Genomic DNA, 13,561 nt, shown 5'->3' with positions numbered 1-13,561 from the left:
ACACCAAAACATAACATATTGTTTGATAAGCAGTTTGCTGTTAGCCGCTGGAGCTCCGCTTCAGGCTAATGGCAAATCGTTTTTTCCTACCTACGACGAGGCGAACAGCGGCGCATGGCAAGGCATCGATTATGATGGAGACCCATGGGTGTTCAATGTTTCACGCCCTTATTTCGTTACGGCGGGACTTCAGAACAGGCACCTTTCGCTATGGGCCTCGCACGGACGGTATTATTATGCTGACAGAGATGTATGGAAATGGCAGCGACCTAACCTGTTTTGCACCAACGAAGATCTCTTCACTCAAACCATCGTAGTGCCCTACCTCATCCCAATGCTTCAGAATGCGGGAGCCATCGTCTTCACACCCCGCGAAAGAGACTGGCAGACGAACGAAATCGTCATCGATAATGATGATGCTGTCAAGTCGGTTTATTATTTCGAAAAGGAGGCGAGCAAAAAATGGAAAAACTGCGATTCACCCGGTTTTGCCAACCGCCCCCGACTGAAGGATGGGGAAAATCCTTTCCTCATGGGAACCGTGAGAAAAGCTAAGGCTACCAAGCGCAAGAAGACCAGCCAGGTTAGCTACCAGCCGCGTTTCAAGGAAGCCGGCAAATACGCAGTCTACGTAAGCTACCAGTCGCTCCCCAAGAGCGTGAGCGATGCAAGATACATCGTTTATCACAAGGGCGAAGCTACAGAGTTTTCCGTTAACCAGCGTATGGGTGGAGGCACCTGGGTTTACCTGGGCACCTTCGATTTCGACAAGGGCTGCAACGAGTTCAACCGCGTGGTCTGCACCAACAAGGCTTCTCGCCGCGGAGTGGTTACCACAGATGCTGTCCGCTTTGGCGGAGGCATGGGAAACATAGAGCGTGGCGATTACACCAGCGGATTGCCCCGTTGCCTGGAAGGAGCCAGATACTACGCCCAATGGGCAGGAGCTCCTTACAAGGTTTACGGCGGCAGAAAGGGAGAAGATGATTACGCCGACGACATCAACGCCCGTTCGCTGATGACCAACTGGCTGGGCGGCGGTTCGGTTTACATGCCTGCCAGGAAGGGCAAGCACGTGCCTATAGAGCTCTCGCTGGCGCTTCATAGTGATGCGGGTTATAATAAGGATGGAAAATCTACCATCGGAGCCCTCGCCATCTGCACCACAGATTATAATGACGGAATGCTGAACAGCGGAATCTCCAGATTCACATCCAAGGATTTCGCCAAGGCTTTGCGCGATAATCTTGTTACAGATCTGACAGCTCAGTTCGGCGAATTCGGCAAGCGCTATGTATGGGACAGAAACTATTCTGAAACCCGTCTGCCGGAAGTTCCGTCGGCTATCCTCGAAATGCTTTCACATCAGAGTTTCCCCGACATGAGAATTGCTCAGGATCCGCTCGGCAAATTCTATATCGCGCGCTCCATCTACAAAACTATCCTGCGCTTCGTAAACAGCAATCATGGAACCCGCTACGTGGTCCAGCCGCTGGCTCCGCAGAACTTCAGCGTTACGCAGAACGGAGGTGTTGCCCTGCTCTCCTGGAGCGCCCAGCTGGACAAGACGGAACCATCCGCCCGCCCTACTTCTTACATTATCTATAAGGCTGAGGGACAAGGCGGATTTGACAACGGAACCATCGTGAACACCACCCGCTGCCAGATGCAGCTGGAACCGGGCAAACTTTATCATTTCAAGGTGGCTGCGGTTAATGCGGGAGGAGAAAGTTTCACCACCGAAACCCTCTCTGTACTCTATAATCCTGCTGCCAGCAAGTCTGTGCTCATCGTGAACAATTTCCATCGCCTTGCCTCTCCGCAGGTCGTGGACGATGGGGAAAAACAGGGATTCGACCTCAATCAGGATCCGGGCGTAAGCTACGGACTGACGGCGGGATGGAGCGGCAAGCAGCAGGTATTCGACAGAAGCAGAATGGGTAACGAAACCAGTTTCGGACTCGGCTTCAGCGGCAACGAAATGATTGGCAAGTTTGTAGCAGGCAACGATTTCAACTATGTTCAGGCGCACGCTACAAGTATTGCGGCTTCGGGAAAATACAATATTTCAAGCTGTTCGAGCGAAGTCATCGCCAGCGGCAGGGTTCAGATGAAAAACTATCAGGCAGTTGACCTCATCAACGGTCTTGAGCGCCATGACGGCTATACTCACGCCTTCTTCAAGTCATTCACACCTGCGCTCCAGAACCGCATCAGGCAGTACGCCAGCCAAGGCGGCAGAATCCTGATAAGCGGTTCTTACACCGGAAGCGACATGCAGACAGAAGAGGAGCAGGCGTTCCTGAGCGATATTCTGAAACTCAGCTACGAGCCTACAGGTTCTACGGACATCATCAGGGACATCAATCCCGAAGATTCAACCGTAACAGAACGTGAAAGTATAGTCTATACTTCGCCTAACGTTACGGGCTTAGGCCTGCAGTTCAGCTATTATAACGAGCTGAATGCCAAGCATTATGCGGCAACCCATCCCGAAATATTGAAGCCGGTTGGCAATTACGCCTTCACGGCGATGCAATACGATACGGGAACAAGTGCGGCTGTTGCCTACAAGAGCACTACTTACCGCAGTTTCGTCATGGGATTCCCGCTGGAATGCATCATCGACGAAAGTACCCGCACAAGCGTATTGTTAGGCATTCTCAAATTTCTGACAGATTAAATTCAAAGTAAAACAGATAAAAAAATTTTAAGCTTATGTATAAGATTCAAGCCAACCAGTCTGGCACTCGTTCTATCGAAGTGAGCGACCAGCATTTAGAGACAATCGAAAAGTATCAGTTACTCCGCAACCTCGTAGACAGCACAGGCATTATCGACGAGGAAGTGCTCGATAAGCTGAAACTCAATGTGCGTTCACTCCTCGAGAGCAGCGACATCAAAGACAAGGAGTTGCTCGATCTCTGTCTCGACGTCATCTACAATCAGAACATGAAGGCGCTCGGTCTTCACAACCTCGTTCTGCTCTACGTAGACTGGAAAGACAAGAAGCAGGCTGAGGCTGCAGCTGATGCAGAACCAGACGCAGTAAATGATTAAAAAATATTGAATGGATTATAAGTTAACAGATTTCTTACCTACCACCAAGAAAGAATGCGAGTTGCGCGGATGGGACGAGCTTGACGTCATCCTCTTTTCAGGAGATGCTTACGTTGACCACCCATCCTTCGGTCCTGCCATCCTCGGACGAATACTGGAGGCCAACGGCTATCGGGTAGCCATCGTTCCACAGCCCGACTGGCACGGCGATTTCCGAGACTTCAAGAAACTCGGTCGCCCTCGCCTCTTCTTTGGTGTTTCTCCGGGTGCCATGGACTCTATGGTGAACCGCTACACGGCAAACCGCCGCATGCGTAGCGAGGATGCTTTCAGTCCCGACTCCCGCCACGACATGCGCCCAGACTATCCATCTATCGTCTATACACAGATACTGAAGAAACTCTTTCCCGACGTACCTGTAGCACTAGGCGGTATTGAGGCGTCGTTGCGTCGCATCAGCCACTACGACTATTGGAAAGACGAGCTCCGCAAGTGCATTCTCTGCGATTCGGGTGCCGACCTCATTCTCTACGGAATGGGCGAACGTTCTATCGTAGAACTTGCCAATGCCTTTGCAGAAGGCAAGACGCTGAACGAAATCCACGAAATGCCGCAGGTGGCTTTCTACAGCAAGGAGAATGAGATTCCGGGCGGTTTCAAAGACGATGACATCATCCTCCACAGTCACGAAGAATGTCTCCACAACAAGAAGGGACAGGCTGAGAACGTGCGCCATCTGGAGGAAGAAGCCAACAAGATGCATGCTCAGCGCATGATTCAGGAAGTTGACGGCAAATACGTGGTGGTGAATCCGCCTTTCCCGCTGATGACAACCGCAGAACTGGATGCGGCTTTCGACCTGCCTTATACGCGTTTGCCTCATCCTAAATACAAGGGCAAGACTATTCCTGCCTACGAGATGATCAAGTTCTCCGTGAACCTTCATCGTGGCTGTTTCGGCGGCTGTTCTTTCTGCACCATCTCTGCCCACCAGGGCAAATTCGTGGTTTGCCGCAGCAAGGAGAGCATTCTGAAGGAGGTGAAGAAAATCATCCAGATGCCTGATTTCAAGGGCTATCTGAGCGATTTGGGCGGTCCTTCTGCCAACATGTACGGAATGCACGGCAAGAATCAGAAAGCCTGCGAAGTGTGCAAGCGCCCGTCGTGTGTAAACCCTCAGATTTGTCCGAATCTCAATACCGACCACAGTAAGCTTCTGGAGATTTATCATGCGGTAGATGCTTTGCCGGGAATCAAGAAGAGTTTCATTGGTAGTGGTGTGCGTTACGACCTTCTGCTGCATAAGAGCAAGGACGAAAAGGTGAATCAGGCGGCTAGAGAATACACGCGCGAACTGATTACCAAGCACGTGAGCGGCCGACTGAAGGTGGCTCCTGAACATACGAGTCCGGAGGTCTTGAAGTTCATGCGCAAGCCATCGTTCGACCTCTTCTACGAGTTCAAGCGCATCTTCGACAAGATTAATAAGGAAGAAGGTCTTAACCAGCAGATCATTCCTTACTTCATCAGTTCGCATCCGGGCTGTCATGAAGAAGACATGGCTGAACTTGCCGTCATCACGAAGGGACTGGACTTCCATCTGGAACAGGTGCAGGATTTCACCCCTACTCCTATGACCATTTCTACCGAGACCTGGTATACGGGTTACGATCCTTACACCCTGGAGCCGGTTTTCAGCGCCAAGACCCAGAAAGAGAAGCTTGCCCAGCGCATGTTCTTCTTCTGGTACAAGCCTGAAGAGCGCCGCGCCATAGAGAGTGAACTTCGCCGGATAGGCAGAGCCGACCTCATCGACAAGCTCTACGACAGGAAGAGCATGGGTGGAAGTTTCAAGGGCAAGAAGACGCATTATGACGACAAGCCGATTGGTTCTACCTACGATAATCCTGGTGTAGGAAAAGGTGCCAAAGGCAAGCGTGGAACTGGCAGAAATGCACCTGAGCCGAAGGCAGGAAGAGGTCGTGGCAGAAATGCTTCTGACCGCTTTGCACCAAAGGGTTTTGGAAATGTAGGCTGTTATGATGAAGATAAATATCTGAACGAAGGCCGTCCGTTAAACGGAAAATCTTCAAGAGGCAATCATTCACAGAAAGGCTCTGCTCAGAATATTTCTCAAGGCAGAAGCAACAACGCCAACGCTAATATCCGTGATGCGGTAGCTGCGGCAAGAGCCGAACTCCGCAGCCAGAAAGAGCAAGGTGCGGGCTTCTTCAAGGATAAGAAGAAAAAGAGCTTCAACCCTAATTTCGACAACGACAACCATAACCGCAAGAACCGCTACAATAGCGGGGATAAAAACAATCGCGGCGGTCGTGAAAATCAAGGTCGTGGAAACCAAGGAAGAAATGAAGGAAGAGGCAGAAGAAGATAAAAATATCGCCGGTTATCTCAAAAATAATGAGATAACCGGCGATTTTCATAACATAATCTCACACAATATATCAGGCAAAAATAGGCTACAATCCGAAAAAAATAAAGAAAATCAGATGTATAATAAGCCAAATCGAGGAACTGCTGCCAGTAAGATTCAAACATAAGCGGATGGGGATATGTCAATATATTTTCTTGCATTAGGCCTTGCCTAAGAATATGAGAATTAGGCTTAAGTGTTATATATGTAAAATATCATTACTATTTCATACAGAAACGGAAGAGATGCTAATTCAAGCGAAATTTTGTGTTTTTCGAAGAAAATGTGCAAAAATACAGGGTTAGGAAAGTATTTTACCCCCTCTAGTAGGGGTGAAAAATGCTCCTCCTCGCATCAAAAACAGCCTCCCAATTGAGGTATTTTGAGCTAAATTGAAGGGACAGAAGAGGTAAAAATGTATGGTAGAGCGATGGGAACACGACAATCAGATGCAGATTAATGTAGATTATCCTTATACAGAAAGTATTCAACAATCACTTCATACTAAGCGATACAACTAACTTATATACAGAAGGTTAAGCTATTTATTAATATCTCTTATCTGTATTAAACCAATTCATTTCTATCCGGTCATTAAGGTCAAGGTCATTAAGGTCATTAAGATTTTCGGGAGAAAATATTTTCCCTATAGTATATATAAATAATTATTTATATATACTATAGCTCAAAATGACCGAATCCAATTTTCTTAATGACCTTAATGACCTTGACCTTAATGACCTTAATGACCACTTTTACTTTTTCAGCTGTATCAATCCAATGCACTCTCCTTCATACTCCTCCTGTACCCCAAACTTCCAATAGAAAATCAACAGAAATTATTATCAATCAGCTTCTTACGTTATTTCTCCGAAAGAAAGTTGGGGTAAAGACTTGCATTCTGCCGAAAAATGTTGTATCTTTGCACCGGCAATCGAAGGAACAGCCTTTTGTGCCTCGTTCCGGTCTTCTATTAAGACCAGCAAGGGTCATAAATGATGGCAGGCGCCGGTCATCAATGAAGCCCCGAGGAAGTAAGGTCAAGAGGTCAGCACGGTCATTAAGGTCAAGGTCATTAAGGTCATTAAGCACGAAAAGGTTATTAAGGGTCAAAGTCATTAAGGGTCATTATCGTTTTCGGAACCCATTATGAAACATTAACCAAACCATCAGAAAGATAAGCCGGCAAAAAGAACAAGATTCTGAATATTATTTGTACCTTTGCAACTGATTTGCCAAGAAATTATAATTTTAGAAAATTCTTACACACAAATATGGGAAATAACATAACGACAATGGAGCGGGGAATGCAGCGACGTACAGAACTGCTCCTGGGAAAAGATAATCTCGAGAAACTGCAGGCAGCACGCGTGCTCATCTTCGGAATTGGTGGCGTAGGCTCATGGTGCGCAGAAGGACTGGTACGAAGCGGAATCCGTAACATCACCATCGTAGACAGCGACCGTGTCTGTGTAACCAATTGCAACCGCCAGCTCATGGCAACAAGCCGCACGATAGGACAGGTAAAAGTAGATGCGCTACGCGAACGACTGCTTGAAATCAACCCCGATGCCAACATCACGGCTTATCAGAAAATCTATCAGGCAGAAACAGCCGATGAGTTCCACATGGAAGAATACGATTTCATCATCGATGCCATCGACTCGCTGAAGGATAAGGCCGACCTGATTCTCCGTGCCACAGCCCTTCCTAAGGAAATCACCTTCATTTCTTCGATGGGTGCAGCCCTCCGCCGCGACCCCTTCATGGTGAGAAAGGCTGAGTTCTGGAAGGTGGATGGAGACCCGCTGGCAAGAGCCCTGCGCAAGAAATTCAAGAAAAACAAGACCTTCCCTCGCCGCAAGTTCCAATGCGTTTATAGCGAGGAAAAGCCAATGCAGAACATGGGTGTGAACAAGGCCTGCGGTACAGGCGGTTGCCTGTGTCCGAAAGCCAAACTGCTCAGCGGAGAACGAGGAACAGATACAGCCGTATATGATGCACCTGGCGACCAGCAACTCGTGGAACATGAATGGTGCTCAACCAAGGCACAGATCAACGGCTCGCTCTGCCACATTACCGCCTCCTTCGGAATGGCAATAGCAGGAATGGTAATCAACCACATCGTAGACTGATATTCTACAAAATACCGTTAATAAAACAAACATTAGAACAAGAAGAAAATAATATGATTACAGTTGATGGATTGACCGTAGAATTTGGCGGCACCACCCTATTCAAAGACATTTCCTTCCAGATCAACGAGAAGGACCGTATAGCCCTGATGGGCAAGAATGGCGCAGGAAAGAGCACCTTGCTCAAGATTATCGCCGGTGTGAGAAAAGCCACACGTGGCTCCGTTTCCGCTCCCAAGGACTGCGTCATCGCCTATCTGCCTCAGCATCTGATGACCGAAGACGGCAGAACCGTATTCGAGGAAACCTGCCAGGCGTTCGCCCATCTGCACGAGATGCAGGCTGAGATTGACCGCATCAACAACGAGCTCACTACCCGTACCGACTACGACAGCGATGACTACATGCAGCTCATCGAGAAAGTATCTTCTCTGTCAGAGAAATTCTACGCCATCGACATGACTCATTTCGAGGAAGATGTAGAGAAGACGCTGCTAGGCCTAGGTTTTGAACGCTCTGATTTCAACCGCCCTACCAGCGAGTTTTCGGGAGGATGGAGAATGAGAATTGAGCTGGCAAAACTGCTCTTGAAATCGCCAGACGTGCTACTGCTCGATGAGCCTACCAACCATCTCGACATCGAATCTATCGGCTGGCTCGAAGACTTCATCATCAACAGTTCGAAAGCGGTAGTTGTCATCAGCCACGACCGAAAATTCGTTGACGACATTACAACAAGAACCATCGAAGTAACCATGGGCCGCATCTACGACTACAAAGCCACCTACAGCCAGTATCTGGAACTGCGAAAGGAACGCCGCGAACAGCAGATGAAGAAATATGAGGAACAGCAGAAGATGATTGCCGAAACCAAAGACTTCATAGAACGTTTCAAAGGCACTTATTCTAAGACCTTCCAGGTGCAGAGCCGCGTGAAGATGCTTGAGAAACTGGAACTCATCGAAGTGGATGAAGAAGATACAAGCCGCCTCCGACTCAAATTCCCGCCGAGCCCACGAAGCGGTGCTTATCCGGTTCAGATGAGCGATGTGGCGATGTCGTTTGATGGCAAGAAGATTTTCAGCGACGTGAATCTTACCGTAGAAAGAGGTGACAAGATTGCCTTCGTGGGTAGAAACGGCGAGGGTAAGTCTACACTCGTGAAATGTATCATGGGTCAGCTTCAGAACGAAGGTAAGTTGGAGTTGGGACATAATGTACAGATAGGTTATTTTGCCCAGAACCAGGCTTCTCTGCTCGATGGCGAACTTACCGTATTCCAGACGATTGATGATGTTGCCAAGGGTGAAATCAGAAACAAGATACGCGATTTGCTCGGAGCCTTCATGTTTGGCGGAGAGGATTCTACCAAGAAGGTAAAAGTATTGTCGGGAGGCGAGCGCACCCGCCTTGCCATTCTCAAGCTGCTGCTGGAGCCGGTGAATCTGCTGATTCTCGATGAGCCTACCAACCACCTCGACCTGAAGACCAAGGATGTGCTGAAACAGGCACTTCTTGATTTCGACGGAACGCTCATCGTGGTTAGTCACGACCGCGATTTCCTCGATGGTCTTGTCAGCAAGGTTTATGAGTTCGGTCATGGTCGCGTTCGCGAACATCTCTGCGGAATTTACGAATTTCTGGAATCGAAGAAGATGGAAAATCTTCAGGAACTGGAAAAGAAACAATAACCCCCTATTCTATTGTTTCCTTATCAAAAAATATTTCAAGCATAAAATAAAAAGTCCTGATGTTTCAAACATACGAAACATCAGGACTTTATTTTTTCTATCTATTCGGGGAAACCATTCCCGAAAAAATCTATTCGGAAAAATTTCCTCTGGGAATTACCAAAGCTCCAGGCGCTGGTTCTTAGGAATGAACAGCTTATCGCCCTGCTTTACACCAAATGCCTCATACCATGCATCGATGTGAGGAAGCGCACCATCAACACGCCACTTGCCGAGAGAATGAGGATCATTCTTTACGCGGTTGCGGATTTCCTTATCAGTAATGTTCTGTCCCCATACACCTGCATAGGCGAGGAAGAAACGCTGGTCAGGAGTGAAACCATCCTTGTTCTTCAATGGCTTCTTGGCTGTAGCATTCTTGAAGGCATTGTATGAAACCATCAAACCACCGTGGTCGGCAAGGTTCTCGCCGAGGGTGAAACGACCGTTGGCATTCAGGTCAGGCAACACCTTGATGTTGCTGAAGAAATCAGCATACATATCAGCACGCTTGTTGAAACCTTCTGCATCAGCAGCAGTCCACCAGTCCTTCAGATTACCGCTAGCATCATACTGACGACCCTGATCATCGAATCCGTGAGTCATCTCATGACCAATTACTACGCCGATAGCACCATAGTTGAATGCAGCATCAGCCTTAGCGTCAAAGAACGGATACTGGAGAATACCGGCTGGGAAGCAGATTTCATTGGTAGTAGGATTATAGTAAGCATTCACGGTCTGAGGAGTCATGTACCACTCATCCTTATCTACTGGCTTTCCTGCCTTCTTTGCAATCTCCTTATCGTTGGCAAACTTGCGGCAAGCCAATACGTTCTCATAATAGCTCTTAGATGGATCGATGCTGAGCTTGCTGAAATCAGTCCACTTGTTAGGATAACCAATCTTTACATAGAACTTGTCGAGCTTGTTGTGAGCAGCTTTCTTTGTAGCATCGCTCATCCAGGTCTGAGCATCGATACGCTGACCGAGGCTGATCTGAAGATTCTTCACGAGTGTCTCCATCATCTTCTTAGAGCTTTCTGGGAAATAGCGCTTGCAGTAGATGCGACCGAGCGCCTCGCCCAACTGAGCATCAACCTGAGTAGTAGCGCGCTTCCAAAGAGGATAATCCTCCTTACGGCCACTCATAGTCTTGCCGAAGAATTCGAAACGGGCTTCGCGAATCTCATCGCTGAGGTAAGAAGCAGAACTATTAATGATGTCCCACTCCATCAAAGCCTTCAATGTGCCTGCACATTCTGCAGCTGCCACCTTGTCATAACCGGCGAAGAAAGCAGGCTGACCTACGATCATCTCCTTGAGATTTTCGCTCTTGATTCCCTCGGCGTTGGCAAGTGCCTCGAGAGGAATGTTAGGATAATTCTCCTTGAATTCTGCCAAGGTCATCTTGTTGTAGTTGGCCTGAGGATCACGAAGTTCGGTACGGCTCTTTGAGAAAGTAGCGAGCGTTGTTTCGTGAAGGAATACGGCAGAAGCCTTCTTGGCAGCTTCATCAGCAGAGAAACCATAGAGCTGGAACATCTTGCTGAGGTAAGTCTTATAAGCCTCACGGATAGCTACGGTTGCAGCATCGTTGTTGAGGTAATAATCCTTGGCACCGAGAGTAAGACCACCCTGCATCAGGTTGTAGATGTTCATGGTTACGTTCTTCTCATCGGCAGCGAAACCTGCGCCATAGCCCAAACCGAGACCCATCCATGCATACTTAACCTGAAGCTTCTGAAGCTCGTCCTTGGTCTTGGCAGCTTCTATCTCATCCATCAGAGGCTTTACTGGAGCGATTCCAGCCTTGTTGCGGCTGTCAACATCCATAGAGAGTTTGTAGAAGTCAGACAATTTCTGCTCGATGGTTCCAGCCTTGTAAGTCTTCTTCTGGAGTTCAGAAAGAATGGTGTTGATGCGCTTGTTGTTGTTCTCAGACAACTGGTCAAAACTGCCATAACGGCTGTAAGCGGCAGGAAGAGGATTGTTCTTCTGCCATCCGCCTGTAGCAAACTGATAGAAACTGTCTGCTGGCTTTACTGTCTTGTCGAGATTGCTCATGACAAGACCCGATTTATTCTGAGCATCAGCGCCTAATGGCAAAGCTGCAATCAGCATCATCGGTAAGATCAGTTTAATTTTCATTTTCTTCTCTTTTTATATATTAATGTTAATATTATTTCGAAACTTCTTCCAGTTCTTCCGAAAGGAGCATCCAGCGCTCGTTCTCCTCATCGAGACCCTTCATGAGTTCGGTGTATTCGGTCACGAGTTCCATGTTAGTTGCATTTTCCGGTTTCATCAGGAGTTCATCAATCTCTTTTTTTCTCGCTTCCAGCTTCTCTATCTTCGCCTCACATTCCTTCACGGCTTTCTCAGCCTTGCGAATCTTCTTCTGCTGTTCCTTATGCTCAGCGTAGCTCTGCTTGCCGGATGTGGCTGAGGCAAGACTGTCGGCTGTAGAACCTGATGCGACAGAAGAACCGGAAGTGCTGGCTGAAGGCGAACCGGCAGAAGCCATACTCTGGTTGGCAAGAGCCTGATTAATGTTCTCGGCATTATGGGCACGGAGATAATCGTAAATACCACCGAGATGCTCACGAACCTTGCCGCCGCCAAACTCATAAACCTTATCAACAAGACCATCGAGGAATTCACGGTCGTGGCTCACGATGATGGCTGTTCCATCGAAAGCCTTGATGGCTTCTTTCAGCACATCCTTCGACTGCATGTCGAGGTGGTTGGTAGGCTCATCGAGAATGAGGAGATTCACCGGTTCGAGCAGGAGCTTGATCATCGCCAGTCGGCTACGTTCGCCACCACTCAGTACCTTGACAAACTTCTCTGAAGTCTCGCCGCCAAACATGAAGGCGCCCAGGAGATCGTTCACCTTCAGACGCATTTCGCCTGTAGCTACATTGTCGATAGTCTGGAAGATGGTAAGATTCTCATCCAAGAGCTGCGCCTGGTTCTGGGCGAAATAACCAATCTGCACATTATGACCAATCTTGAGAGTTCCGGTAAAAGGAATCTCACCCATGATACATTTTACCAGGGTAGACTTACCTTCGCCGTTCTTACCCACGAAAGCCACCTTCTCGCCACGCTTGATGGTAAAGGTAACATGGTCGAAGACGGTGTGTGCGCCGTAATCTTTGCGCACCTCATCGCAGATGATAGGATAATCGCCACTTCTGAGACAAGGAGGGAATTTGAGGTGCATCTGCTTGTTGTCAACCTCATCTACCTCGATAGGCACGATTTTCTCGAGCTGCTTGATTCTGCTCTGCACCTGAACCGCCTTGGTAGGCTTGTAGCGGAACCGCTCGATGAAATCCTTGATGTCGGCAATTTCCTTCTGCTGGTTTTCGTAAGCACGGAGCTGCTGCTCGCGGCGTTCGGCACGCAACACAACATACTCATCGTATTTCACCTTATAATCTTCTACCCTTCCGCAAGTAATTTCGAGGGTACGGTTAGTTACATTGTTGATGAAAGCACGGTCGTGGCTCACCAGAACCACAGCCTTTGCACTCTGCGCCAGGAACTGCTCCAACCACTGGATACTTTCAATATCAAGGTGGTTGGTAGGCTCATCGAGGAGCAGTACATCAGGCTTCTGCAACAGAATCTTGGCAAGTTCGATACGCATTCGCCAACCACCGGAAAACTCCTTGGTTGGGCGCTCGAAATCATCGCGCGTAAAGCCAAGACCGCTCAAGGTGCGCTCTATCTCAGCCTCATAGTTTTCGCCACCCATCATCATGTAGCGTTCATGTTCCTGGGTAAACTTCTCTACGAGCTGAGCATAGCTTTCGCTCTCATAGTCGGTGCGGTCGGCCATTTCCTGCTGCATCTTGTCCAGACGCGCCTTCATCTCGGTATTATGGGCGAAAGCCTTACGGGTTTCCTCTTTCACTGTCGTATCGTCCTGCAGTTTCATCACCTGTGGCAGATAGCCTATTGTGGTTTCGTTAGGAATAGCCACTACGCCGTCAGTAGGTTTCTGCAAACCGCAGAGAATCTTGAGCATCGTAGATTTTCCCGCACCATTCTTACCCACCAGGGCAATGCGGTCGCGGTCGTTGATGACGAAACTTACATCATGAAAGAGAGGCTTAACGCCAAACTCTACTTTCAGTCCTTCTACTGAAATCATATTTTTACTTTAAACTTTGAATTTTGAACTTTGAACTTTA

At 48.2% G+C, this 13,561-nt stretch carries 8 protein-coding genes; 6 read left to right on the top strand and 2 right to left on the bottom strand.

The window, feature by feature from the left end; translation table 11 throughout:
• The first annotated feature begins 34 nt into the window (after positions 1–34).
• The 6 genes from KSW37_RS01955 to KSW37_RS01930 all read left to right on the top strand — a co-directional run bounded on the left by KSW37_RS01955 (position 35) and on the right by KSW37_RS01930 (position 9,317).
• Positions 35–2,683: a fibronectin type III domain-containing protein gene (locus tag KSW37_RS01955; RefSeq protein WP_217314331.1), complete on the top strand. Its 2,649-nt coding sequence runs from the start codon at positions 35–37 to the stop codon at positions 2,681–2,683.
• Between the two features lie 35 nt (positions 2,684–2,718).
• Positions 2,719–3,060: a hypothetical protein gene (locus KSW37_RS01950; protein ID WP_117727774.1), complete on the top strand. Its 342-nt coding sequence runs from the start codon at positions 2,719–2,721 to the stop codon at positions 3,058–3,060.
• A 10-nt stretch (positions 3,061–3,070) separates the two neighbouring features.
• Complete coding sequence (locus tag KSW37_RS01945; RefSeq protein WP_254368613.1) at positions 3,071–5,452, top strand: YgiQ family radical SAM protein; 2,382 nt, start codon at positions 3,071–3,073, stop codon at positions 5,450–5,452.
• Positions 5,427–5,618: a hypothetical protein gene (locus tag KSW37_RS01940; protein ID WP_217314330.1), complete on the top strand. Its 192-nt coding sequence runs from the start codon at positions 5,427–5,429 to the stop codon at positions 5,616–5,618. Before KSW37_RS01945 ends, KSW37_RS01940 begins: the two co-directional genes overlap by 26 nt.
• Before the next feature lie 1,147 nt (positions 5,619–6,765).
• On the top strand, positions 6,766–7,626 hold the full coding sequence (locus KSW37_RS01935; protein WP_217314329.1) for a tRNA threonylcarbamoyladenosine dehydratase: 861 nt from the start codon (positions 6,766–6,768) through the stop codon (positions 7,624–7,626).
• Between the two features lie 53 nt (positions 7,627–7,679).
• Positions 7,680–9,317, top strand: coding sequence for an ABC-F family ATP-binding cassette domain-containing protein (locus tag KSW37_RS01930; protein WP_217314328.1), 1,638 nt, complete (start codon positions 7,680–7,682; stop codon positions 9,315–9,317).
• A gap of 156 nt (positions 9,318–9,473) precedes the next feature.
• Here KSW37_RS01930 and KSW37_RS01925 read toward each other — a convergent pair whose 3' ends face one another.
• Together KSW37_RS01925 and KSW37_RS01920 are read right to left on the bottom strand one after the other, a co-directional pair.
• On the bottom strand, positions 9,474–11,507 hold the full coding sequence (locus KSW37_RS01925; protein WP_217314327.1) for a M13 family metallopeptidase: 2,034 nt from the start codon (positions 11,505–11,507) through the stop codon (positions 9,474–9,476).
• 31 nt (positions 11,508–11,538) lie between these two features.
• A complete protein-coding gene (locus KSW37_RS01920) occupies positions 11,539–13,521 on the bottom strand; it encodes an ABC-F family ATP-binding cassette domain-containing protein (protein WP_217314326.1) in 1,983 nt (660 codons plus the stop codon).
• Positions 13,522–13,561: the final 40 nt, after the last annotated feature.

The sequence above is a fragment of the Segatella copri genome, from assembly GCF_019127135.1.
In the GTDB taxonomy this organism is placed as follows: domain Bacteria; phylum Bacteroidota; class Bacteroidia; order Bacteroidales; family Bacteroidaceae; genus Prevotella.
This window is presented reverse-complemented; position numbering and strand designations above follow the sequence as displayed.